This is a genomic window from Peribacillus sp. CSMR9, from assembly GCF_033141925.1.
In the GTDB taxonomy this organism is placed as follows: Bacteria; Bacillota; Bacilli; order Bacillales; family DSM-1321; genus Peribacillus; species Peribacillus simplex_A.
In genome coordinates this window covers 1-22,825 of the sequence record NZ_JAOPHO010000036.1, presented here as the reverse complement: position 1 = coordinate 22,825, position 22,825 = coordinate 1, and the positions used below count along the sequence as shown (strand labels likewise).

Annotated in this window: 25 protein-coding genes; 17 read left to right on the top strand and 8 right to left on the bottom strand. The window is 40.9% G+C overall.

Going from position 1 to position 22,825, the window contains the following annotated elements; all coding sequences use genetic code 11:
• Window positions 1-85 precede the first annotated feature (85 nt).
• The 13 genes from ligA (at window position 86) to N9I19_RS15740 (ending at window position 14,311) form a co-directional block, all read left to right on the top strand.
• Window positions 86-2,092, top strand: coding sequence for an NAD-dependent DNA ligase LigA (gene ligA / locus N9I19_RS15800; protein ID WP_089362520.1), 2,007 nt, complete (start codon window positions 86-88; stop codon window positions 2,090-2,092).
• An 11-nt stretch (window positions 2,093-2,103) separates the two neighbouring features.
• The gene (locus N9I19_RS15795) at window positions 2,104-3,273 is read left to right on the top strand and encodes a CamS family sex pheromone protein (RefSeq protein ID WP_317778344.1); all 1,170 of its coding nucleotides are present in this window, start codon (window positions 2,104-2,106) and stop codon (window positions 3,271-3,273) included.
• 389 nt (window positions 3,274-3,662) lie between these two features.
• Complete coding sequence (gene gatC / locus N9I19_RS15790) at window positions 3,663-3,953, top strand: Asp-tRNA(Asn)/Glu-tRNA(Gln) amidotransferase subunit GatC (RefSeq protein ID WP_061461284.1); 291 nt, start codon at window positions 3,663-3,665, stop codon at window positions 3,951-3,953.
• 12 nt (window positions 3,954-3,965) lie between these two features.
• Window positions 3,966-5,426 (top strand): Asp-tRNA(Asn)/Glu-tRNA(Gln) amidotransferase subunit GatA, encoded by a 1,461-nt coding sequence (gene gatA / locus N9I19_RS15785; RefSeq protein ID WP_061461285.1) that lies wholly within the window; start codon window positions 3,966-3,968, stop codon window positions 5,424-5,426.
• A gap of 12 nt (window positions 5,427-5,438) precedes the next feature.
• Complete coding sequence (gene gatB / locus N9I19_RS15780; RefSeq protein ID WP_317778343.1) at window positions 5,439-6,866, top strand: Asp-tRNA(Asn)/Glu-tRNA(Gln) amidotransferase subunit GatB; 1,428 nt, start codon at window positions 5,439-5,441, stop codon at window positions 6,864-6,866.
• A gap of 182 nt (window positions 6,867-7,048) precedes the next feature.
• Window positions 7,049-7,591, top strand: coding sequence for a sigma-70 family RNA polymerase sigma factor (locus tag N9I19_RS15775; RefSeq protein WP_317778342.1), 543 nt, complete (start codon window positions 7,049-7,051; stop codon window positions 7,589-7,591).
• Window positions 7,588-8,055: a hypothetical protein gene (locus N9I19_RS15770; RefSeq protein ID WP_317778341.1), complete on the top strand. Its 468-nt coding sequence runs from the start codon at window positions 7,588-7,590 to the stop codon at window positions 8,053-8,055. Before N9I19_RS15775 ends, N9I19_RS15770 begins: the two co-directional genes overlap by 4 nt.
• A complete protein-coding gene (locus N9I19_RS15765) occupies window positions 8,048-9,118 on the top strand; it encodes a hypothetical protein (RefSeq protein ID WP_317778340.1) in 1,071 nt (356 codons plus the stop codon). The genes N9I19_RS15770 and N9I19_RS15765 overlap by 8 nt, the downstream gene beginning before the upstream one ends.
• Window positions 9,115-10,044 carry a LiaF transmembrane domain-containing protein gene (locus tag N9I19_RS15760; RefSeq protein ID WP_284471953.1) on the top strand — a complete coding sequence of 310 codons (930 nt, stop codon included), beginning with the start codon at window positions 9,115-9,117 and terminating at the stop codon, window positions 10,042-10,044. Before N9I19_RS15765 ends, N9I19_RS15760 begins: the two co-directional genes overlap by 4 nt.
• Window positions 10,045-10,227: 183 nt before the next feature.
• Window positions 10,228-11,139 (top strand): diacylglycerol kinase, encoded by a 912-nt coding sequence (locus N9I19_RS15755; protein ID WP_317778339.1) that lies wholly within the window; start codon window positions 10,228-10,230, stop codon window positions 11,137-11,139.
• Between the two features lie 64 nt (window positions 11,140-11,203).
• The gene (locus N9I19_RS15750; protein ID WP_317778337.1) at window positions 11,204-11,779 is read left to right on the top strand and encodes a GNAT family N-acetyltransferase; all 576 of its coding nucleotides are present in this window, start codon (window positions 11,204-11,206) and stop codon (window positions 11,777-11,779) included.
• A gap of 453 nt (window positions 11,780-12,232) precedes the next feature.
• Entirely contained in the window at window positions 12,233-13,603 is a 1,371-nt protein-coding gene (rlmD, locus tag N9I19_RS15745) for a 23S rRNA (uracil(1939)-C(5))-methyltransferase RlmD (RefSeq protein WP_089362525.1), read from the top strand.
• A 51-nt stretch (window positions 13,604-13,654) separates the two neighbouring features.
• Window positions 13,655-14,311, top strand: coding sequence for a YitT family protein (locus N9I19_RS15740; protein ID WP_411730455.1), 657 nt, complete (start codon window positions 13,655-13,657; stop codon window positions 14,309-14,311).
• On the opposite strand, the gene N9I19_RS15735 is transcribed toward N9I19_RS15740, so the two are convergent.
• From N9I19_RS15735 to N9I19_RS15705, 7 genes are all read right to left on the bottom strand, one after another.
• Complete coding sequence (locus tag N9I19_RS15735) at window positions 14,312-15,172, bottom strand: DUF421 domain-containing protein (RefSeq protein WP_317778336.1); 861 nt, start codon at window positions 15,170-15,172, stop codon at window positions 14,312-14,314.
• Between the two features lie 30 nt (window positions 15,173-15,202).
• Window positions 15,203-15,409: a DUF1657 domain-containing protein gene (locus N9I19_RS15730; RefSeq protein WP_061461292.1), complete on the bottom strand. Its 207-nt coding sequence runs from the start codon at window positions 15,407-15,409 to the stop codon at window positions 15,203-15,205.
• Window positions 15,410-15,421: 12 nt separating this feature from the next.
• Window positions 15,422-15,772 carry a stage V sporulation protein AE gene (gene spoVAE / locus N9I19_RS15725; RefSeq protein WP_061461293.1) on the bottom strand — a complete coding sequence of 117 codons (351 nt, stop codon included), beginning with the start codon at window positions 15,770-15,772 and terminating at the stop codon, window positions 15,422-15,424.
• Window positions 15,769-16,788, bottom strand: a complete 1,020-nt coding sequence (spoVAD, locus tag N9I19_RS15720; protein ID WP_125162640.1) for a stage V sporulation protein AD — start codon at window positions 16,786-16,788, stop codon at window positions 15,769-15,771. The genes spoVAE and spoVAD overlap by 4 nt, the downstream gene beginning before the upstream one ends.
• Window positions 16,788-17,267, bottom strand: coding sequence for a stage V sporulation protein AC (gene spoVAC / locus N9I19_RS15715; RefSeq protein WP_317778335.1), 480 nt, complete (start codon window positions 17,265-17,267; stop codon window positions 16,788-16,790). The genes spoVAD and spoVAC overlap by 1 nt, the downstream gene beginning before the upstream one ends.
• A gap of 23 nt (window positions 17,268-17,290) precedes the next feature.
• The gene (locus N9I19_RS15710; protein WP_317778334.1) at window positions 17,291-17,764 is read right to left on the bottom strand and encodes a YhcN/YlaJ family sporulation lipoprotein; all 474 of its coding nucleotides are present in this window, start codon (window positions 17,762-17,764) and stop codon (window positions 17,291-17,293) included.
• A gap of 75 nt (window positions 17,765-17,839) precedes the next feature.
• Complete coding sequence (locus N9I19_RS15705) at window positions 17,840-18,043, bottom strand: DUF1657 domain-containing protein (RefSeq protein ID WP_317778333.1); 204 nt, start codon at window positions 18,041-18,043, stop codon at window positions 17,840-17,842.
• 442 nt (window positions 18,044-18,485) lie between these two features.
• Here N9I19_RS15705 and N9I19_RS15700 point away from each other — a divergent pair, with 442 nt between their 5' ends.
• Window positions 18,486-18,713 (top strand): hypothetical protein, encoded by a 228-nt coding sequence (locus tag N9I19_RS15700; RefSeq protein WP_317778332.1) that lies wholly within the window; start codon window positions 18,486-18,488, stop codon window positions 18,711-18,713.
• An 887-nt stretch (window positions 18,714-19,600) separates the two neighbouring features.
• Here the strand turns inward: N9I19_RS15700 and N9I19_RS15695 are convergent.
• Window positions 19,601-20,038 carry a hypothetical protein gene (locus N9I19_RS15695; protein WP_081108670.1) on the bottom strand — a complete coding sequence of 146 codons (438 nt, stop codon included), beginning with the start codon at window positions 20,036-20,038 and terminating at the stop codon, window positions 19,601-19,603.
• Between the two features lie 250 nt (window positions 20,039-20,288).
• On the opposite strand from N9I19_RS15695, the gene N9I19_RS15690 reads away from it, so the two are divergent.
• Genes N9I19_RS15690 through N9I19_RS15680 form a run of 3 tightly spaced genes read left to right on the top strand, consistent with a single transcriptional unit; the run spans window position 20,289 to window position 22,695 of the window.
• Window positions 20,289-20,945: a 5-bromo-4-chloroindolyl phosphate hydrolysis family protein gene (locus N9I19_RS15690; RefSeq protein ID WP_317778331.1), complete on the top strand. Its 657-nt coding sequence runs from the start codon at window positions 20,289-20,291 to the stop codon at window positions 20,943-20,945.
• The gene (locus N9I19_RS15685; protein ID WP_089362531.1) at window positions 20,942-22,114 is read left to right on the top strand and encodes a toxic anion resistance protein; all 1,173 of its coding nucleotides are present in this window, start codon (window positions 20,942-20,944) and stop codon (window positions 22,112-22,114) included. The genes N9I19_RS15690 and N9I19_RS15685 overlap by 4 nt, the downstream gene beginning before the upstream one ends.
• An 11-nt stretch (window positions 22,115-22,125) precedes the next feature.
• Window positions 22,126-22,695, top strand: a complete 570-nt coding sequence (locus tag N9I19_RS15680) for a nitroreductase family protein (protein WP_089362532.1) — start codon at window positions 22,126-22,128, stop codon at window positions 22,693-22,695.
• Window positions 22,696-22,825: the final 130 nt, after the last annotated feature.

Genomic DNA, 22,825 nt, shown 5'->3' with positions numbered 1-22,825 from the left:
CTGGTAAAGAATAGGGATATCTGACTTTAGACACCGCTCTTCTATAAGAAGTGCGGTGGAGTCTTCTTTAGAAAGGATTGAACGTATGGACTTACAAGCTGCAGAGAAGAAAGTTCTAGAACTGCAAACGTTATTGAACCAATACAGCTACGAATATTATGTGATGGACCAGCCATCAGTACCTGATGCTGAATATGATCGGATACTCCGTGAGCTTATCGAGTATGAGGAGAAATTCCCGGAACTGCAAACGCCTGATTCTCCGACACAACGGGTCGGTGGCGCCATTTTGGATATGTTTGAAAAAGTGGAGCATACCACACCGATGCTTAGTTTAAGCAATGCATTCAATGAAAGTGACTTACGGGATTTCGACAGAAAGGTCAGACAATCTGTAGGTGACGATTTTACCTATGTATGTGAATTGAAAATTGATGGACTTGCCGTCACTCTTCAATATGAGAATGGATATTTCGTAAGAGGGGCAACACGTGGAGATGGAACGATCGGTGAAGATATTACAGCAAACCTGAAAACGATCAAGTCGATTCCATTGAAGATGCGTGAGCCGGTTGCCATAGAAGTACGCGGTGAGGCATTCATGCCAAAAAAATCATTTGAATCTTTAAATAAGGCTAAGGAAGAACGTGGTGAGGAACCATTTGCAAACCCACGGAATGCAGCTGCTGGCTCGTTAAGGCAGCTTGACCCAAAACTTGCTGCGAAACGGAACTTGGATATTTTCCTTTATGCGATTGCCGATTTAGGAGAAACAGGGGTCCAATCTCACAGTGAAGGTCTGGATTTGTTGGATCGATTGGGGTTTAAGACGAATCGGGAAAGAAAAACATGCTTGAATATAGAGGAAGTACTAGCCTATATAGTAGAATGGACAGAACAACGTCCAAACTTAGCCTATGATATTGATGGAATTGTCGTAAAGGTGGATTCCCTTGAACAGCAGGATGAATTAGGTTTTACTGCAAAAAGTCCGCGTTGGGCCATCGCTTATAAATTCCCAGCTGAAGAAGTCATTACAACCCTGCGGGATATCGAGCTGAATGTTGGACGTACGGGTGTATTAACCCCAACAGCTGTGTTGGATCCCGTTCGGGTAGCGGGTACGACTGTGCAGCGAGCATCTCTTCATAACGAAGACTTAATCCGTGAAAAGGACATTAGAATCGGAGATCAAGTGGTCGTGAAAAAAGCGGGCGATATCATTCCAGAGGTGGTCAATGTACTGGCAGAACGCCGTACAGGGGAAGAGGTCGAGTTTCAGATGCCGACTGAGTGCCCGGAATGCGGCAGTGAACTTGTTCGGCTGGATGGTGAGGTTGCTTTACGTTGCATCAACCCGAAGTGTCCTGCACAAATACGGGAAGGCTTGATTCACTTTGTATCCCGGACAGCTATGAACATAGACAGTCTTGGTGAAAAAGTGATTAGCTTGTTGTTTAAAGAGGAACTCATACAAGATGTGGCTGATATTTATAAGCTTACATATGATCAACTCATTGCATTGGAACGGATGGGGGATAAATCCGTCAATAAACTCCTTCAAGCAATCGAAGCTTCGAAAAGCAATTCGTTGGAAAAATTACTATTCGGGTTAGGCATTCGCCATGTTGGTTCGAAAGCAGCCAAGACACTTGCACGGGAGTTCGTGACGATGGAAGCCTTAAGCAAGGCGAGTCGTGAAGAATTAACATCCATTAATGAAATAGGGGATAAGATGGCCGATTCCATCGTAGCTTATTTTGAATTGGAAGAGGTCCATGCGCTATTGAACGAGTTGGAAGCAGCCGGTGTGAATCTTACTTTTAAAGGGCCAAGAGCTGTTCCTATTGAAGATATCGATTCCGCTTTTGCAGGTAAAACAGTCGTTTTAACGGGTAAATTGCATCAGCTAACACGTAATGAAGCAAAAGAAAAATTAGAGGCGCTAGGAGCTAACGTTGCTGGAAGTGTCAGCAAGAAAACCGATTTGGTCGTAGCTGGCGAAGATGCCGGTTCCAAACTGGAAAAAGCGGAAAGCCTAGGCATCATGGTATGGGATGAAGAGAGACTGATTGAGGAACTAAAAAAATAAGAGGTGTAGATATGAAGAAACACTCTATTTTGGGGATGATTCTTATACTGCTTCTTGCTGGATGTGCGCCTAGTTTTGAGGATAAGCAAGAGGTAGTTCAAGACTCCAAAGACAAAAAAGAGACGGCAATTATTCCGAAGTATAAAATTTCGGATGAATATTATCAAACGATCCTACCGTTTGAACCATCAAAAGCACGCGGTTTGGTCGTATCTAATTTAAATACCCGATATGATATTGAAGAATTCGAAAATGGATTGATGCGGTTGGCCCAAACCCAATTCGACCCGGAAGATTACCTGTTTCAAGAGGGGCAAATGCTTGATAGTGCAAAGATATCTTCCTGGCTGAACAGAAAATATACCAAAAGTCAGTTGAAAGAAAAGGGTATGGATGCCTCAAAGAACGTTGGCTTGAATCCGGTTGATCCAGGTAAAGGTGACATTGATAAGCGAAATGAAGAAAATCCAATCTACCTTGCTCATATTCTAGAACATAATTATTTAGTCAAAACAAAAGATAATTCAGTGAGTCTAGGCGGGGTTGTAATAGGTCTTGCGCTGAATTCAGTGCATTACTATCAAAAAGAGGCATACGGTGCCACCTATGAACAGAAAATCGATAGTAAAAAGCTAAAGCAAGAAGGGGAGAAAATTGCTGCAGAAGTCTTAAAAAGGCTGCGTAAAATGGACAAGCTGAAAAATGTCCCGATTACGATTGCCTTATTCGAGCAAAATGAAAAGTCTTCAGTAGTCCCTGGGAATTTCATTGCCTATACCAACATTGATAAGAACTCTGACAATATTGGAAAATGGACAAACTTGGACGAAAAGTATTTCCTATTTCCTTCTGCTAGTGCAGAAAAAAAATATCGTGATGACGTCAAGACTTTCACGAACTTTAAAGAAGATGTCGAAGAATATTTCCCTAACTTTAACGGAGTCATCGGAAGGGCGTTCTATATGGATGATCAATTACAAAGTCTGAACATCGATATCCCTATTCAATTTTATGGGAACTCGGAAGCGATTGGTTTTACCCAATATGTTGCTGGGCTTGTAATGGAACGTTTCCCTAAATATATTGCCGTACAAGTATCCATTACCTCCGTAAATGGACCTGAAGCGCTCATTGTCCGTGAAGCAAATCAGGACGAACCAACCGTGCATATATATGAATGAAAAAAGATGAAGCTTAACGGCTTCATCTTTTTTTGCGGCAATCTCTGAAATCCACACTTTCATTTAATTCCGGGAGGCGAATTTCAAAATAACCTTTAGCAAGGAACATAATAATAGTAAGTAAACCCTTCCATTTTAGGAAGCGAATACTTGGAAAAAGGAGAGCATTTGTCGAATTTTAAAGGTCTTCTTGTCATTTCCCCGGAAATTCCGGCAACTTTCCCATATTTCCCGGAAAATATCGCTTTTTCCTTGTGAAATAATTGAATTTCGACATTGTATCTCTTGTTGCTTTACTGTGTAATAGTTTGATATGATTTAAACGATGATTTTATGGAGAAAAGCGACGAATTTCAGTCGATTTGGATATTTTTTCGGAGGTGAAGAGAATGTCACGTATTTCTATGGAACAAGTTAAACACGTTGCCCATTTGGCTCGTTTGGCAATTACGGAAGAGGAAGCACAACAGTTTCAACATCAGCTTGACCAAATGATTTCATTTGCGGAGCAGTTGAATGAGCTTGATACGGATCAAGTAGACCCGACTTCTCACGTTTTGGATATGAAAAATGTAATGCGCGAAGATATTGCAAAACCAGGATTGCCAGTAGAAGAAGTAGTTAAAAATGCACCGGATAGCAAAGAAGGATATATCCGTGTACCATCTATAATTGAATAAGGAGGGACAATGATGTCGTTGTTCGAACAAAAGGTTTCTGAGCTTCATGAACGCTTACATAAGAAAGAGATCAGTGTCACTGATCTTGTTAACGAATCGTATGAGCGAATTGGACAGGTAGAGGACAAGGTAAAGGCATTTTTGACACTTGATGAAGAAAACGCCCGCAAGCAAGCAAGACGATTGGATGAACAATTGGTAAAAGGTGAGAACAAAGGCGCTTTGTTTGGTCTGCCAATCGGAGTGAAAGATAATATTGTCACTAAAAATTTACGGACGACTTGCGCGAGTAAAATCTTGGAGAACTTTGATCCGATTTATGATGCAACCGCCGTTCAAAAGTTGCAGCAGGCAGAAACGGTTACGATCGGTAAATTGAATATGGATGAATTTGCAATGGGTTCTTCTAATGAGAACTCCGCATTTCAGGCGACACGCAATCCCTGGAATACGGATTATGTACCAGGCGGTTCTTCGGGTGGTTCAGCTGCCTCTGTCGCTTCCGGTGAAGTCCTATTCTCTTTAGGTTCCGATACGGGTGGATCAATCCGCCAACCAGCGGCATATTGTGGAGTTGTCGGTTTAAAACCTACATATGGACGGGTTTCCCGATTCGGACTTGTAGCTTTTGCGTCTTCTCTTGACCAAATTGGACCGGTTACAAGAACGGTCGAAGATAACGCCTATTTGCTTGAAGCGATTTCAGGTGTGGATCCAATGGATTCGACCTCTGCTAATATTGACGTACCGAATTTTGTTAATTCATTAACAGGCGATGTAAGAGGATTGAAAATAGCGGTACCTAAAGAATATCTTGGTGAAGGCGTTGGCGAAGAAGCACGTAATTCCGTACTTGAAGCATTAAAGGTATTAGAAGGACTTGGGGCTGAATGGGAAGAGGTTTCCTTGCCACATTCTAAATATGCTTTAGCTGCATATTATCTGCTTTCTTCATCTGAAGCTTCAGCTAACCTTTCACGTTTTGATGGAGTGCGTTTCGGCCATCGTACAGATAATGCAGAAACTCTTATAGAAATGTATAAGCAAACTCGTGCAGAAGGATTCGGTGACGAAGTGAAACGCCGTATCATGCTTGGAACTTTCTCCTTAAGTTCCGGATATTATGATGCATATTATAAAAAGGCTCAAAAAGTACGTACTTTAATCAAAAAAGACTTTGAAGATGTCTTTGAAAAATATGATGTCATCGTTGGGCCGACGACACCTACGCCTGCATTTAAAATTGGTGAAAAAGTCGACGATCCATTAACGATGTATGCGAATGATATCCTAACGATTCCAGTCAATCTTGCTGGCGTACCGGGTATATCCGTACCATGTGGATTCGCAGCGAATGGGCTTCCGCTTGGACTGCAAATGATTGGAAAGCATTTTGATGAAAGTACGATTTACCGCGCGGCTCACGCATTTGAGCAAGCAACAGATTTTCATAAACAATTTCCTAAGCTGTAAGGGGTGAAAAAAATGGACTTTGAAACGGTAATTGGTCTAGAAGTACACGTAGAATTAAAAACGGATTCTAAAATTTTCTCAGCGAGCCCGAATCATTTTGGTGCCGCTCCAAATAGTAACACGACTGTAATTGACCTAGGCTACCCAGGCGTATTGCCTGTCGTCAATAAAAAGGCTGTTGATTTTGCAATGAAGGCTGCAATTGCTCTGAATTGCGAAGTGGCGGAAATTACGAAATTCGACCGAAAAAACTATTTTTACCCGGACAATCCTAAAGCATACCAAATTTCACAGTTCGATCAACCGATCGGTGAGCATGGTTGGATTGAAATTGAAGTCAATGGCAAGAAAAAGAAAATCGGCATTACCCGCATTCATATGGAAGAGGATGCTGGAAAGCTGACACATAAAGGGAACTATTCACTTTGTGATTATAACCGCCAAGGTACCCCTCTTGTTGAAATCGTATCCGAACCGGATATCACTTCCCCTGAAGAAGCATATGCTTATTTGGAAAAGTTGAAATCCATCATTCAATACACAGGCGTTTCCGATTGTAAAATGGAAGAAGGTTCACTTCGCTGTGATGCTAATATTTCCTTGAAACCTGTCGGGCAAAAAGAATTCGGAACGAAAACTGAATTGAAAAACTTGAACTCATTCAACTTCGTTCGCAAAGGATTGGAGCATGAAGAGATCCGACAAGCGGAAATCTTGAATGAAGGCGGGATAATCGAACAGGAAACCCGCCGGTTTGACGATGCTACAGGCAGAACGGTACTAATGCGAATTAAGGAAGGTTCCGATGATTACCGTTACTTCCCGGAGCCAGACTTATTGACAATCCATATCGATGAAGAATGGAAAGCACGCATTGCTGCTGAGATTCCAGAACTTCCGGATGCCCGGAAAAAACGTTATGTCGAGGAATTTGGCTTACCGGAATATGATGCCGCCGTTTTAACGGTAACGAAAGAAAGTGCTGATTTCTTTGAAGCGACAGTCGCTTCAGGAGCGGATGCAAAACTAGCATCAAATTGGATCATGGGTGAGGTTTCTGCTTTCTTGAATGCAGAAGGAAAAGAGCTGCATGATATCAAATTGACTGCTGAATCGTTAGCAGGAATGATTAAGCTGATTGAAGATGGTACAATTTCTTCTAAAATCGCTAAAAAAGTTTTCAAAGAATTGATTGAAAACGGTGGGGACGCTGAAACGATCGTCAAGGAGAAGGGACTAGTCCAAATTTCCGATGAAGGCGCGTTGCGTACGGCTGTTGAAGAAGCGTTGAATAATAACCCGCAATCAATTGAAGATTTTAAAGCCGGGAAACAAAAAGCAATCGGCTTCCTTGTCGGGCAAATTATGAAAGCGACAAAAGGACAGGCTAATCCACAGCTTGTTAATAAAATTTTGGTTGAAGAAATCAATAAACGTTAATATTAACCGTATCACTTTTAAGGTGGTACGGTTTTCTCATGATTAAGGAAAGCAAAAATGAGAAAAATAATCGGAATTTCAAGCGGGAAAAAAATTTTTGATTTTTTCGGAGTTATCTGTAGGGGTAACTCCTTTTTGTGTCGTCTATTACATGGATGCTTAACAGGAAAGGAGGAAGAGAAGTGACGGATGAGTTAGTTGAGAAGGTCAGGGCTGGGAATGATCATGCATTCCGATTGTTGATTGAAACGTATAAACAGACGATTTATAGAACCGTCTATTCCGTCTTAAGAAATCAAAAGGATGCAGAAGATGTTACCCAGGAAGTCTTTATCAAAATCTATACTTCTCTTCCTCAATATAACAATCAAGGGTTCAAAACTTGGATTACCCGTATTGCGGTCAATCATGCAATAGATCTAAAGCGAAAAAGGGTACGTCAAAAGGAAGAACCGCATGAGGAACGTTCATCGGAAGCTAATTTGGGCTTAACTGATGATGTCGAGGCAGTATTTTTTCGGAATGAAAGGCGAAAGCAAGTATTACGGAAGCTGAATGACCTTCCGGAGGGGTATCGGGACGTTGTATATGGCTATTACATAAAGGAAAAGACATTCAAGCAAATTGCGGAGGAACAGCAGATTCAAGTTAAATCTGTGGAGGTAAAGCTATATCGGGCAAGAAATTGGATGAGAAAACATTGGAAAGAGGAGGATTTTTCATGAATCATGTTCCTGAAACAGGGTGGGTTGCATATTTGGCAGATGAAATACCAGAGTCTCTAAAAATAGAATATGAAAATCATCTATACTCCTGTGACAAGTGTTTGTCCGCCTATTTGGAGGCAATGGAAAAAGAAGAATCCAGTCTGGAAATTGAAGGATTTGATATTGCCGGCCCTGTCATGGACTCGATTAGCCGATTGAAAGGCGGGTATGTTGAAGAGGATAAGCAACTCCGAAAAGAGAATTCACTCCGGACGATCACAAGACATTACCTGATTGCGGCCGGGTTTACGATCCTATTAATGGCAGGTGGAGTATTTCAATCATTTACAGAATACGTGGATTCTATGGAATCCAGAAGTGTAAAGGAAACTCAGTCCTTAACCGATGGGATTATTGATAAAACATTTAATTGGATGGACTCTATTGAAAAGAAAAATAAGGAGGGGTTTAGGAATGAATAAAAGTCCAGTAATAGCTTTTTTATTATCGTTTCTGCCAGGTTTCGGACATTTTTACCTGGGAAGGAAATATAAAGGGTTATTTTATTTTCTTGCTACGGCCGGATTGGGGCTTGGAGGTCTTTTTCTTTCATTGATCAGTCATGCGGATGCATTTCTAGCTTTATCCATTATTGGAATGGTGTTTTATTTCATAAGTATATTTGATTTGGTGGTCACCTCACTAATGAATCCCAAAAATGAAGCGGACTTAGAGGGAATGGTAGAACAGCCGGAAGCGGAAAGATTCTATGTAATCATCCTTTCATTTGTTCCAGGATTAGGGCATTTTCAACTGGGCCTCATGAATCGGGGACTCATTTTTCTAATCGGCTTTTTAGGCATGGGCACTATGGTGATATTCATCAGTGTGATGACACAAATGGAAGGTTTGTTAATATTCATGGCTCTTTTGCCTGTTATCTGGATTTACAGCTTTTTTGATTCGGTTCAACAGCTGAATAAAAAGCAAAGAGGTGAGAAGCTTATTGATCGGTCCGTTTTGGAAGATTTCGAAGAGAGACGGGAATCCGGGAAGAAGAGTAAATCGGTCGCGACTTTATTCGCTATATTCCCTGGTGCGGGTCACTTATATTTGGGGCTGCAAAAACGTGGGATTCAATTGATGGCCGGTTTTTTATTCGCCATTTACATACTGGATTTACTCCGTTTAGGTTTCTTCTTTTTCCTTATACCGATCATCTGGTTTTATAGTTTTTTTGATGGATTGCAAAAAGCCTCGAAAATGGAGGAGGGTCCTGTTGAAGATACGCCCATCATTTCGGGAATCGTAAATCACCAAAAATGGGTAGGGTTTGGGTTGGTGGGACTTGGAATCTATTTTTTTGCTAGTAATATAATCGTCCCGGCCCTTGCCCCTCATTTAGATGAATGGATTGGGAGAAACCTGGAATATTGGTTCAGAGATTATTTTCAAAAAGGACTGGTATGCATCCTTCTAATAGGTGGGGGAATCAAATTGCTGTCGGGAAGTAAAAAAGGGAGAGTTAAGGAGAGGACAAAATGAGAACATGGAGAGTCGGAACGATTTCAATGGGAATCTCTCTGGTTAGTCTAGGTTTGGTTTTACTGGTTTCTCAAATTGCGGATATGAATTTGACGACGATTTTGCTATCTTGGTGGCCGTTGCTGTTCATTATCTTGGGTATGGAGATTCTCTTCTATATTTATTTTTCCAGAAAAGAAAGTTCCTTTGTAAAGTATGATATTCTTAGTGTTTTTTTTGTGGGGCTGCTTGGAACGACGGGGATTGCTTTAATTCTGCTAACATCAAGCGGATTGATGGATCAAGTTAGGGCTGCCGTGAATAGTGAAGAAAAAACGGTCAATTTGCCTGGTTTCAATGAAAAGGCCGGGAAAGACATAGAGAGAGTTGTCCTGGATACTGGCTCATACCCATTGACGATTGAAAGTGGTGCGGATGAGGAAGTTTCCATTTTTGGAACTTATGATGAGCGGGTAATGGAAGATGGTGATTCTTTGTTGAAGAAGGCGGAAGACTATTTAATGATTGAGAGAAATGGTGATACGCTTTATATAAGCTTCAAGGATTTGCCGAAAAAAAATGGATTTTTGGACAATGGTACAATGAATCTTAAGGCCACTCTTATAATTCCTGCTGACTTGGCAGCAGAGATAGACGGACAAAGTACCGATCTTGTGGTGAAGCCTAGAAGGCTTTTGAATGATTGGAATGTGAAGGATAGCGGGAATCTTAGCGTATGCCTACAGGGCAATAGTGATATCAAGATAGATGCTAGAGGGGTTGAGGAACTTGAAGGACCTGAGGATATCTGGAAGGTGACGGAAGTGAATGAAGAAGAAACAGGTGAAGAAGGCATTGTAAAAAAGAATGGGATATTCAATACTGGAAAAGGGAAGCATACTTTGACGGTCACCGATACATTTAACGTAAATGTTCAATATCAATGATTGAAATCATTTACTAGAATAAAATTGTAAAAAGCATTATAATTTCCCTGATAAGATTTCTAGTAAAGTGGATATAAAGATATGGACCGAAAAGCGGTCCTCTTTTTTTTCGAATATTGCTTTTCATGTAATGAAGGATTAAGATGTAAATTATGGAATCAATATGTATAAGGATGATGGGAAATGAAGAGAGCAAGGTTGATTTACAACCCGACTTCGGGCCGGGAAGCCATTAAGAAGAGCCTGCCAGCTGTGCTAGCGAAACTTGAAGAAGCTGGTTATGAAGCTTCTGCACATGCGACTACCGGTGCTGGGGATGCGACGAAAGCGGCTAAAATTGCGATTGAACGAGGCTATGATATTGTCATTGCAGCAGGAGGCGACGGAACGATTTATGAGGTTGTTAATGGACTGGCCACTGCAGAGAAACGTCCGAAACTAGGAATCATTCCGACGGGAACGACAAATGATTTCGCGCGGGCACTGCATTTACCGAAGTCAATCGAAGGGGCAGCCGAAATTATTGCCGGAGGGCATACGATGCCGATCGATATTGGTAAAATGAACGATAGGTACTTCATCAATATTGCTGGTGGGGGCCGATTGACTGAATTGACCTACGACGTGCCGATCAAGCTGAAAACCATGCTTGGGCAGCTAGCGTACTATATTAAAGGAATTGAAATGCTTCCTTCAATTAAACCGACGGAAGTCTCTATTGAATATGATGGAAAGCTTTTTGAAGGAGAGATCATGCTTTTCTTGGTGGCTAACACGAATTCGGTCGGCGGCTTCGAGAAACTGGCTCCTGACGCCTCTCTGAATGATGGTATGTTCACGTTGCTCATTTTAAAAAAGGCCAACCTTGCTGATATTGTGCGTGTCGCAACATTGGCAATGCGCGGTGAACATATCCATGATAAAAACGTCATTTATGAAAAAGCCAATCGAATTAAAGTACAGGCCAAAAAGGACATGATGCTTAATTTGGATGGGGAGTTTGGCGGGATGGCCCCAGCTGAATTCGTAAATCAGTACCGCCATTTTGATGTATTCATCCCACAAGGAATACTGCCGGACGATCCGGCAAAATAGGGTGAAAAGGCCACTGAATCTGGTGGCCTTTTCAACTTTAATTAAGCAAGGAGAATGTGAGAACATGTATATCAGGAAAGCGACACCGGAAGATGCGGACAAGGCAGCAATATTGACCCGGTTAGCGATTAAAGAAATTGCAGAGGTATTGACAGGTGAAACGGAAGAAGAAAGAATACTTTACGTTCTTGCCGATTTGTTCAGGAAAAGCGGAAATCGGATCAGCTATGAAAATACGTTCGTAAGTGAACATGATGGACAAGTATCGGGATTGATCATTGCCTACCATGGCAAGGATTCCGAAAGCTTGGATGAACCGATAGTGAAACGATTAAGGACGAAAATGAAAGATCCAAGCGTTACGCTTGATAAGGAAGCAGAAATGAAAGACTTTTATTTGGATACATTATGCGTTGACCCGAATTTTCAAGGAAAAGGGATTGGTAGTGCACTGATTCAATATGTTGAGGGGTACGCTAAACAGAAGGGGTATCCAAGGGTTTCTTTAGTCGTTGAAAATGAAAATGAAGGGGCGAATCGTCTCTATAGCAGATTAGGATATAAAGAAATGAAAACCATTACGATTAGCGGCCATGAATTTGGCTATATGGTAAAAGAAATAGAAGAACCTCCTGTTTAACAGGGGGTCCTTTTTCGGTGTTTTTTGAACTTGGCGCTTGTTGCAACTACATTTGCTGACCATTCATGGCGGCCCAATCGGCGTAAACTCCGGTACCATTACAGCCGGGACAGTCGTGTATATCGGAAAAATGATATTCCGTCGGTACGAAGGAGCTGTATCCTCGTCCGTAACAATCCGGACAGAAGCCTTTTTCCTCCATGCTTGCTCGATGTTTTTCTAGCCTTGTAGCGTTCCAGGCTGATATAGAGTTAAATAAACTCATTTCCTCACCTCGTTTATTTTTCCTTATTTTTCTTTTTTTGTTGAACTTTTATACATGGAACTATGAAAAATCGTAATTCCTTCCCCTATATTTTTATGAAAACTAAGGTAAATTGGTGAGTGGTTTTGTGGCAAGGGCTCGATTGTGGTAAAATACAGGCTAGCATAAAAAAGAAAAGAGAAGATGATATGAAAAAAACAGCACCTGTTGCTAAAAACGATATTATAGAGGTTTTATTTGAAGATTTAACACACGAAGGAGCTGGAGTGGCTAAAGTCGATGGCTATCCTATCTTTGTTCAGAACGCCCTTCCTGGTGAAAAGGCAAAAATTAAAGTGATGAAGGCTAATAAAGGTTATGGCTTCGGACGCTTGATGGAGATTATAGAAAATAGTCCATACCGGGTTGAGGTCACTACTGAAGACTTCCATAAATACGGTGGATGTCAGCTGCAACATATGAGCTATGAAGGACAGTTGGAATTCAAGGAAAAGCAAGTACGTGATGTGATGACACGCATCGGGAAACTTGAGGATGTGAAGGTTCATCCAATCATCGGGATGGAGAATCCAACTCATTATCGCAATAAAGCTCAAGTGCCTGTTGGTGAAAAGGATGGCAGGCTAATAGCTGGATTCTTCAAACCGCGGACACATGAAATTGTTGAAACGAAAGAAAGCATTATCCAAAATGAAGCGATCAGTGAAGCCGTTCAAGTTGTTAAAGAGATTTTCAGTAAACTTGGTATCCCTGCTTATAATGAGGAGGCACATAAAGGTGTATTGCGGCACATCATGGCCCGTTATGGCAAGCAAACAGGGGAATTGATGATTGTTCTTGTTACAAGAACAAATAGTATCCCTTTCATCGAAACTATCGTAAAGGAAGTCGTTGAACGTCTTCCACAAGTGAAATCCATCGTTCAAAACGTGAATTCCAAGAAAACCAATGTTATCTTAGGCGATAAAATGACTTTATTGTGGGGCGACGAAGTGATCCATGATATGATCGGTGATGTTAAATTTGCGATTTCAGCAAAATCATTTTACCAAATCAATCCAGATCAAACGAAAGTCCTTTATGATAAAGCCCTTGACTATGCAGGGCTAACGGGTGAAGAGACGGTGATAGATGCCTATTGCGGCATAGGAACCATTTCTTTATTCTTAGCTAAAAAAGCGAAAAAAGTAATCGGTGTCGAAGTAGTGGAAGAAGCGATAGAAGACGCACGCCGCAACGCTGAATTGAATGAAATCTCAAATGCCGAATTCATTGTTGGCGATGCAGGCAACGTTATTGCTGAATGGTATCAAAAGGGCAACACTGCTGATGTCATCGTAGTGGATCCTCCACGCAAAGGTTGCGAAGAATCCCTTCTAAATACGATCATCGAGATGAAACCGAATAAAGTCGTATACGTGTCATGCAACCCAGGCACTCTGGCGCGTGATCTTCATATCTTGGAAGAAGGCGGATATAAAGCAATCGATATCCAACCTGTTGATATGTTCCCAATGACGACACATGTTGAAAATGTAGTGTTATTAGAGTTGAAATAATGAGAAAGAGTCCGGTCACTCATGACCGGGCTCCTTTTTTAAGTGGAGGATATGGTTTTTTTTTACATGTATATTCTTGACTCCCTAACTTGGACATATATTAGGATTATCAAAAGGGCGGCAGGTGATTTTATTAATTTTCAAAAAGCGGTGGCTGTAAGTGTTGGAAGCTTTATGATGGGTATTGGAATCAATGGTTTTTTAGTTCCTCATCATTTAATAGATGGCGGAGTTATTGGAATTGCACTCATCCTTCATTATTTCTTTGGTTTTCAAACGGGGCTATCGATGCTGATCCTTAGCATTCCCCTATTTTTATATGCCTGGCATTATGAACGGCCCTTTTTCTACAGCAGCATTCACGGATTATTATTGACATCCCTTTTTATGGATTGGCTAAATCCATTGAAAAAGGTCTTTTCCATTTCGATACTAGCTAGCTCTTTGATTGGCGGTGCCATCATCGGAGTGGCCATAGGGCTTATGCTTCGATATGAGACTAGCAGCGGGGGAACGGATATGTTAGCCAAAATCATTTCCAAATCTACCTCTATAGACATTGCTTTGGCCATTATCCTCATAGATACATTAATCATTTCCGCCGCCGCCTTCACCTTAGGTATAGAAATTTTCCTTTTTTCATGTGTGACGATCTTCACCATTGGGCTAATCACTTCTCTTATGGAAGTGAGGAAATCAATACAGTAATCAGTTTCTTAAGATATGGGCTACGTCATCTATTGCCTTTTGCAGTTTTTCGCTATTTTTGTTATACATCTCTTTAGCTTCGTTTGATTCAGTTCCAAGGGCAAATAATTCTAAGTCTGCTTGGCATTTTTTCAAGGTTGCGAGCATTAAAGGTTTTTCCTGAGGAGATGGCACTTTAATTTTATCATCAAAAAGGTCCACGTTTAATTCTCCATTAGAGTTTGCTTGTCCGAGAAAGACATTCTCGATGGTTACACCTAACTTATCCAGTTCAGTTTTCAGCCAATTTCGGTTTAGGCCAATCGTGGATAGGGGTTCATCTAGAATTTGACCATCCATTATAACAGTCTGAGCCTCCTTGACAGAAGCAACTGTCATTTTTAAATCTTTTGCAGTTAGAGGTTGGTCTTCTTTCTTTAACAGTACGGAAAAATCACCGTTAGCCTCTAATAAGGCAAACTCGACTGTTGATATATCAAAGACATCCTTACTTCGGAGTAACCACAATAATTCATCGGTTGTATACTTTTCCTTTTTTAAATTGTCCTCCATGACTTTTCCATCTTTAATAAAAATTGTTGCTTTCCCTTCGACTAAATCACGAACAATTTTGCTTTTCATAGAAAGTAATCCTGCAATGAAAGGAGCAAATGCAAAAACGAGAATGGAAAGAACACCGTGAACAATATTTCCTTCAACCTTTGTGGCTAACTCTGCGCCAACGTTCCCGATGGTTATGCCAGTGACGTACTCAAAAAAGGAAAGCTGAGATATTTGTTTTTTACCTAACCATTTTGTGATTAAAAAAAGAACAATTAAGAAAAATAGTGACCGTAAAACGATTTCTAACCATTCAGGCATTACTTAGCACCCCCTGCAATTCATAGGTATTTAAAACCCCTTATATTGTGGTTCTTCCCGTTCTAACTCACCCACTCGCTTTTGTACATCCTTCAGTATTTCATTCACCACCAGCATCGTTTCATGCAAGGTGCGTTTAGATTCATCATCTTGAGTCCGGAGTGCTAGGCTGGATAAGCCTGCCTCAACTCCTTTTAGGCTAGAGACACATTGTTTTACATCAGAAGCTATCGTCATGGAGCATCCTCCTTATCCTTTAGGTCTAAAAATAATGGCTCCGATCATACCAAAAATGATGGCAGCTGATATCCCGGCACTGGTTACTTCGAACATGCCAGATACAACACCGATCAAGCCATGCTTTTCCGCTTCGGCTAACGCTCCGTGTACAAGGGAATTTCCAAAACTGGTAATGGGCACCGTCGCTCCTGCACCCGCAAAATCAATGAAAGGTTCATATAATCCAAAACCATCCAAAAGCGCTCCCGTAACAACAAAAGTACATAAAGTATGGGCAGGCGTGAGTTTAAATACATCAAACATTATCTGCCCGATTACACAAATGGAGCCCCCGACTACAAAAGCCCAAAAGTAAATCATAATTGTGGTTCACCGCCATATTCAATTGATACGGCATGGGCAATGCATGGAATCGTCTCACTTTGTTGAAAGGAAAGGGGAGATAGCAAGGCACCGGTAGCCACGACGAGCATTCGTTTTATTTCACCCTTTTTCATGCGATTTAATAAATGACCATACACAACGGTTGCGGAACATCCAGGTCCGCTCGCTCCAGATAGGACCGGTTGATCATTCTTGTATATCATTAAACCGCAATCTTTATATTGCTTTTCCTCAATGGGAGTTCCATGTTTTTTAAACAATTCCAATGAAACTTCATGTCCAATTTTTCCTAAATCCCCGGTCACTATTAAATCATAATAAGATGGGGAGAGGTTCCGTTCTCTTAAATGGGCTTCAATCGTATCCACAGCGGCCGGGGCCATGGCACCTCCCATATTGAAAGGATCAGTCAATCCCATGTCGATGACACGGCCTATCGTAGCTGAAGTGACTCTTGGGCCTTCCCCGGCACTGCTTAATAAAGCCACACCTGCCCCCGTAACGGTCCATTGGGCTGTTGGAGGTTTTTGCCCACCGTATTCAGTTGGGTAGCGAAATTGCTTTTCAACTGCTGTATTATGACTTGATGCTCCTGTCAATAAGTAATCTGCCCCTTTGGTATTGACAAGGTATGCTCCGAGAGCCAGTCCTTCCATAGAGGTTGAGCAAGCTCCAAATAAGCCGAGATAAGGTGTTCCCAATGTTCGACAGGCAAAACTCGTAGGGGTTATTTGATTGATAAGGTCGCCTCCGAGGAAAAATTGGATTTGTTCCTTTTGAAGACCCGCCTTTTCGATTGCTTTTGTACTCGCTTCTTCTATGAGGACTTTGTGAGCCTTTTCATAGGAATCTTGATTTAGCCATAAATCGGAATGAAGTAGATCGAAATCATCAGCAAGCAAACCGTTTGCTTCAAATGGACCACCAACGGTTCCGGTTGAGATGATGACAGGCTTTTGATCAAACACCCATGTGCGATGTCCCGTAAGCATTATAAACCACCCCATTGTATGAGTATTGTTTTTATCATTGCTACGATAAAAGCGGAAAATACACCGAATAAGATAACGGATCCAGCCAATTTGAACATATTGCCGCCGACTCCTAAAACGAAACCTTCCGTCCGGTGTTCAATCGCTGCCGATATAACGGCATTCCCGAATCCCGTAAGCGGCACAGCAGAACCAGCACCGCCAAATTGGGCGATTCTGTCATACACCCCAAATCCGGTGAGAAGCATGGCGACGAAAATTAATGTGCCTGCAGTTGGGTTTCCAGCTGTCTGGTCCGTGAAGTCAAAGTAATGGATATAAAAGTTCGAAATGACCTGTCCGATCAGGCAAATTATACCGCCAGTCATAAATGCTTTTACGCAATTCAGCAGTATTGGCCTTTTGGTTTCCAGTTGGTTTTGAAGTTGCTGATATTCCTGTTGGACAGGTGTCAGTTTTTTCTTTTTATTATTTGACATCTTCGTATCACTTCTTTCATTTGTTACGTTTTTTCATTCAATAAGGCTTTTATCCTTTTGAAATCCCTATTTAAGGAGTCCATTTTAGTATGGTCTTTCTCAAGTTCCTGCTCCAGCTGCTCCAGTTCTATAAACATTTTTTGATCTGTCGAGACCAGGACTTTATAATCAGGAAACATGTCTTCCAGTTCTGTTTGCGATTTTTTTTCAATCTTTTTTAAGCGTAGTCGATCGAAGTTTTCCACTTTAATGGCCACTAGCAGTTCCTTATTGGAATTCACGGCTTTTACATCCGCGACTTCGTCCCGATTCATTAGCTTACTTTTAGCTTGATTGGCCGCCGTTTGGTCAATTGGCTTGTTGGTATGTACTTTGGATATATTCAAGCCCCGCTCCTTATTACTATCTGTTTGACTGGAATTTGCCGAACATCCTGTCATAAGCAAAACGATTAATATGAAAAAAAAAGGAATGAAACAGTTTAGCTTGTATGGCAAGGTATCGTCTCCTTATAGATGGATTAAAGATATAAAAAAGGTTGGTTGCCTCAACCAACCTTTTTATATGATTTCTTATTGCTTATATTGTGGTTCTTCTTGCTCAATCTGATCAATACGGGGAGAAACGCTGTCAACAATCAATTGTGTTTGTTGAGCAGCTTGTTGATAAAGTTGTTTTGCTTGCTCGTTGTCTGTTGAAAGGGCAAAGGTCTCGAAGCTTGCTTGAGCACTTTTTAGCCCGGCTAAAGTCGTCTTAACATCACTGATTACTGTCATGGTGTTACCTCCTTGGTTTTCACTGCCTTTTTAGAGTAAGGAAAAAATGATTAAATATACCTTCCAAATTTCTCAAGGTCTTTTTAATACCTTCTTTTCATTAATCAAACGTTTGATTAATGGAAGGCATCAGGCATATGGGGTACGATAGCGATAGGGTTTTTCTCCACTGAAAATGGAAAGTTTACAGGAGGGGGATGGCATTTGCTCGGAGTTCAATCATTTGGATTAGTGGTGCTGTGCATATGGGGCTTTTCATTGACATGGTTTCATTTTTAAAGTTGTAAATGTTGGGGTGCCTGTAAGATCAACTGTTGAAGAAGAAGAAACATGCCTTACCGGAGTTCATCAAGGTGGATGACTACTTAAGCAGGACGAAGAATTGACAAGGTAAGGTCCATAATTATATTAATGGTAGAATCAAGTAAGAGGTGAATTTTAAATGGGAACATGTAATCTTAACCATTCGCAGCAAGATGTCAGGCAGAAATTTGAGAGTCAAAAGGCATTTTTACCAACCGCATTGAGTCAAGCAATAGATTGTTATCTGGAAAAAGGGAATTCACAGGAAACATTGAATGAACTTTTTCATCTATTGAAGAAGTATGACTTGTCTACTCAGGAGGAAAAGGAATCAAGAAACGAAAAATTGAAACAGGTCATGTTGTAATCGAGAAAGAACGGGAGAGCAAGTATGGCTCACGTTCTTTTTTTGTTTTTTCATTATGGAATAAATTTTTTAACTTTAGGAGGACTTACATTATTTAAGGGATTTTTGTGATACTATCGCATGAACTATTGTTGGGGGGCCCTGCTTAGATAACATTGAAGGATTTGAGGGTAGGAAAGCAGCCGCAGGGATGTGGCTGACTCCTATTTTTTTTATTGGGAGCATCAATTTAAAGAAGAGAGCAGGGCTCAGCCATTTAATATGGCGGTCATCAATTGAAGATTCTTGGAAACAAGGCTCGTCGTTGACAGCTTACAGATAGTCCACATTTAAATGGGTTCTTGACAACGCTGGAGGTCGGCCAAAAAGAGGCTGAAAAGGGCTTATCAGGCGGTATGAAACGGAAACCTAATATCGCGTTAGGTACGTACCCCTGATATCCTTTTGATGGACGAACCAACCGAGGGCATCGATCTTCAATCTAAACTCGAAATTAATCAATATGTAAAAATACTGGCAAGGCAAGGAAAAACAATTGTGTATATTTCACATGATATGAGTGAAATCGTAAAGCTCTATGACCGATGGTGTTCTTCAAAATTGTGTGTTTAAATTCAGAGACACTTAAGGGAACAGCCGAAAGTTTTTCGGGAAAAATGGATATTATAACATATGTATGTAGAAATTGGCATAGGGACTGCTAAGGGTGACCGAGGATGGTTTTAAGGATTGATTAATCAGTTAAAGTACTCCAGACAAGGGTTTGGTGGTCCTTTAAAATTTAATCAATCGTTTGATTAAATTCATTTATTGGAATTACTGATTATCAAACCCTTCCGATAAAAGATACAAAAAGCAGGGCCCATAATGAGCTCCTGCTTTTTGTATTAAAAGCCATCCTCTGTTGCGGTGAAGGGGATGTTTAGGTTTCTTTCGACGGCACGAAGTCTTTGATTTAGTCGGTTCAGCCTATTCGAATGGCGTTGATCAGTTTGACTTAGCCTGGTTATTTCCTGGTTAACACGGTTCACTTCTCGATTTATCCGTGTGATTTCTTGGTTCTGCCGAGTGAGTTCCCTCGTTTGACGCTCATTTTGACGCTCAAGTTCCCGGACTCTTCTTTCAAGTTGTTGAGGCTCCCTTTCAAAATCGAACTGTTCGGGCACGTGGCTATATGAATTTTCTTGAATCTGCTGAAGGTTCCAATCTTGCTGTGGTGCATATTCAAATCTTTCTGGCTGTTGGAAATAGGGGTTAAAATTAGACTGATAGTACTGTTGATTTCCATTTTGTTGTGGATAAGGATAAAATCCGTATGAATTCATAGTCAACTCTCCTTTTTAAAATCAGGATGGATACGTAATAACTTATGTAAGTTCCGGTGAAGTGTCTAGGCGTTTGCCCATAATATGGGGAAGAAGAGATAATTTTACCGAAAAAATTTCAATAAATTTGCAGAAACCATGCTGTTCCTATATCGTTTAGTATAGGAGAAAATCTTTCATCCATCTTGAAACCAATCTTAAAGATAATCCGTATATATAGAAAAGAGTGTAAGTCAGGAGTGTAAAGATAATGAATCGATTTCTTGCTGGTTTTGTTCCGATATTGATTGCATTTCCAATGGTTTTGCCGTTTTGGATGATTAGCTATTTTGGATTGAATCAACCGTTTGTCCTATCTGTTGTCATATCCTTAGCAGGAGGGGCGCTTTCCTATTGGTTAAGTTCCGTTTATTTTTCATCAAGATTCCTGAAAAAGCATGAATTGACGAGAAAAGAATACCAATATATAAAGAAAAATTTAATTGAAGCAAAACCGAAAATATGGCGGGTGCAAAAGGCACTAATCTCGGTCAGGCATATCTCTTCTTTTAAACAGAGGAAGGATATGATTAAAATGATCAGGAAAATATATAGTCTCACGAAAAAAGAACCGAAGCGCTTTTACCAGGCGGAGCAATTTTATTACTCGCATCTGGATTCAGCTACGGAGCTCGCCGAGAAATATGTTTTTTTATCACAGCAGCCAAAAAAGAATAAGGAACTTGAACTTTCCTTAACAGAAACTCGTAAAACCTTAAAAGAACTCACTAAAACGATAGAAAAGGATTTATATAAAGTGATTGCCGATGATATCGATAACCTTAACTTCGAATTGGACGTTGCTAAACAATCCATTAAAACTAGAAAAGATTCACAAGTAATTGATGAAAGCAGGAGGTTAAAATGAATAACAATGATCCAAACCTGTTGAATAAAACGAATAACGCCAGTTTGATCGATGATCTTTTAGCCAATCCATTCGATGGGGTGCAGGAACTTGAGAAAGTATCTTCCCAGGAAGCGAAACCGGTTAAACTGATTGATGTCATTCCTGAAGAGAACAGGGCAAAGGCTTATCAGCTCGCCGAACAAATCGACCCAACGAATCATCAAGCGATGATATCCTATGGTACACCCGCCCAATCAAAGCTCTTGACCTTTTCAAACTCGATGCTTGAGCATGTCCAGAAAAAAGATGTAGGTGAAGTGGGCAACATTATCAGTGATTTAATGAAGAAGTTAAACGAGCTGAGCCCGGATGAGCTTAAACCGGATAAGCCCTCATTTTTTGCACGCATGTTCGGGAAGCTCTCGGGATCTGTACAGGAGGTGCTCTCCAAGTATCAAAAAACAGGGGCCCAAATTGATCGAATCAGTGTAAAACTCGACCGGAGCAAGAATATCCTGTTATCGGATATTGTAATCCTTGAAAAGCTATATGAAACGAATAAAGAATATTTCCAGGCTTTGAATGTTTATATTGCAGCAGGGGAAATTAAACTCGAAGAAATCCATGAGAAAACGATTCCGGAACTAAGGAAGTCCGCTGAATTAAGCAATGATCAAATGAAATTTCAAGAAGTCAATGATATGCGGCAATTTGCTGAACGGTTGGATAAAAGGCTTCATGATTTGAAATTGAGTCGTGAAATCACGATTCAAAGCGCACCGCAAATCAGGCTGATCCAAAACACGAATCAGGCACTAGTCGAGAAAATACAATCTTCGATCATGACGGCCATTCCACTTTGGAAAAATCAGGTTGCGATTGCATTGACCTTAATCAGGCAGAGGCATGCTGTAGAAGCGCAAAAGCAGGTTTCCAAGACTACAAATGACTTGTTATTGAAGAATTCTGAAATGCTGAAAACGAATACCATTGAAACTGCTAAGGAAAATGAGCGGGGACTTGTCGATATCGAAACATTAAAGAATACGCAAGCTAACTTGATTTCCACGCTTGAGGAGACCATGCGGATTCAAGAAGAAGGCAGGCATAAACGCCGACAAGCCGAACAGGAATTGGCGTCAATGGAAAATGAACTGAAACAGAAACTATTAGAAATAAAGGGATAAGGGGAGATAAAATGGAAACTATTGAAGCTATAAAAACGAGAAGAAGCATTGGAATCGTCAAGCAAGATCCGGTACCTAAAGAAATGATCGAGCAAATCATAGAAGCTGGAACATATGCACCTAATCATCACCGAACGGAGCCCTGGCGTTTTTTTGTATTGACAGGAGAAGGAAGAAATGAACTTGGGCAGGTATTCGAAGAAATAACAAGAATTGAAAATGCTGATGATACCCCTGAAAATTTAATCAGTAAGCTTGAAAGGCAAAAAAAGAATCCCTTAAGGGCTCCTGTCATTATCGCAGTGGGCATAGAGCCTAGTGATAAGAAAAATGTCCTCGTTTCCGAGGAATATGCGGCAGTGAACAGTGCCATCCAAAACATGCTTCTTGCTGCACATTCCCTAGGTCTGGGAGCAGTATGGAGAACGGGGAAAATAACTTATCATGAAAAGGTCCGGGAATATTTCAAGCTATCCTCAAAGGGGGAAATACTGGCTTTCATATACTTGGGTTATCCTGACATGGAGCCGAAACCTGCTAAGAAAACACCGATTAATGAATTGACCACTTGGATCGGATGAAAGATTAAGGATTAGGGGCAGCTGCAGCAGTGCAAAATCACTGCTGCAGCTGTTTTTTGTGCGCCCGGCATGGGTGCAATCTATAGGGTGAAAGTCCCGAACCATGAAGGCAGTAGTAGTGGTTAGCTTA

Excerpts from the sequence above, each read along its gene's own strand:
- ligA (WP_089362520.1), top strand. The coding sequence starts at position 86 with ATGGACTTACAAGCTGCAGAGAAGAAAGTTCTAGAACTGCAAACGTTA.
- N9I19_RS15795 (WP_317778344.1), top strand. The coding sequence starts at position 2,104 with ATGAAGAAACACTCTATTTTGGGGATGATTCTTATACTGCTTCTTGCT.
- gatC (WP_061461284.1), top strand. The coding sequence starts at position 3,663 with ATGTCACGTATTTCTATGGAACAAGTTAAACACGTTGCCCATTTGGCT.
- gatA (WP_061461285.1), top strand. The coding sequence starts at position 3,966 with ATGTCGTTGTTCGAACAAAAGGTTTCTGAGCTTCATGAACGCTTACAT.
- gatB (WP_317778343.1), top strand. The coding sequence starts at position 5,439 with ATGGACTTTGAAACGGTAATTGGTCTAGAAGTACACGTAGAATTAAAA.
- N9I19_RS15770 (WP_317778341.1), top strand. The coding sequence starts at position 7,588 with ATGAATCATGTTCCTGAAACAGGGTGGGTTGCATATTTGGCAGATGAA.
- N9I19_RS15765 (WP_317778340.1), top strand. The coding sequence starts at position 8,048 with ATGAATAAAAGTCCAGTAATAGCTTTTTTATTATCGTTTCTGCCAGGT.
- N9I19_RS15760 (WP_284471953.1), top strand. The coding sequence starts at position 9,115 with ATGAGAACATGGAGAGTCGGAACGATTTCAATGGGAATCTCTCTGGTT.
- N9I19_RS15755 (WP_317778339.1), top strand. The coding sequence starts at position 10,228 with ATGAAGAGAGCAAGGTTGATTTACAACCCGACTTCGGGCCGGGAAGCC.
- N9I19_RS15750 (WP_317778337.1), top strand. The coding sequence starts at position 11,204 with ATGTATATCAGGAAAGCGACACCGGAAGATGCGGACAAGGCAGCAATA.
- rlmD (WP_089362525.1), top strand. The coding sequence starts at position 12,233 with ATGAAAAAAACAGCACCTGTTGCTAAAAACGATATTATAGAGGTTTTA.
- N9I19_RS15740 (WP_411730455.1), top strand. The coding sequence starts at position 13,655 with ATGGTTTTTTTTTACATGTATATTCTTGACTCCCTAACTTGGACATAT.
- N9I19_RS15735 (WP_317778336.1), bottom strand. The coding sequence starts at position 15,172 with ATGCCTGAATGGTTAGAAATCGTTTTACGGTCACTATTTTTCTTAATT.
- N9I19_RS15730 (WP_061461292.1), bottom strand. The coding sequence starts at position 15,409 with ATGACGATAGCTTCTGATGTAAAACAATGTGTCTCTAGCCTAAAAGGA.
- spoVAE (WP_061461293.1), bottom strand. The coding sequence starts at position 15,772 with ATGATTTACTTTTGGGCTTTTGTAGTCGGGGGCTCCATTTGTGTAATC.
- spoVAD (WP_125162640.1), bottom strand. The coding sequence starts at position 16,788 with ATGCTTACGGGACATCGCACATGGGTGTTTGATCAAAAGCCTGTCATC.
- spoVAC (WP_317778335.1), bottom strand. The coding sequence starts at position 17,267 with ATGTCAAATAATAAAAAGAAAAAACTGACACCTGTCCAACAGGAATAT.
- N9I19_RS15705 (WP_317778333.1), bottom strand. The coding sequence starts at position 18,043 with ATGACAGTAATCAGTGATGTTAAGACGACTTTAGCCGGGCTAAAAAGT.
- N9I19_RS15700 (WP_317778332.1), top strand. The coding sequence starts at position 18,486 with ATGGGAACATGTAATCTTAACCATTCGCAGCAAGATGTCAGGCAGAAA.
- N9I19_RS15695 (WP_081108670.1), bottom strand. The coding sequence starts at position 20,038 with ATGAATTCATACGGATTTTATCCTTATCCACAACAAAATGGAAATCAA.
- N9I19_RS15690 (WP_317778331.1), top strand. The coding sequence starts at position 20,289 with ATGAATCGATTTCTTGCTGGTTTTGTTCCGATATTGATTGCATTTCCA.
- N9I19_RS15685 (WP_089362531.1), top strand. The coding sequence starts at position 20,942 with ATGAATAACAATGATCCAAACCTGTTGAATAAAACGAATAACGCCAGT.
- N9I19_RS15680 (WP_089362532.1), top strand. The coding sequence starts at position 22,126 with ATGGAAACTATTGAAGCTATAAAAACGAGAAGAAGCATTGGAATCGTC.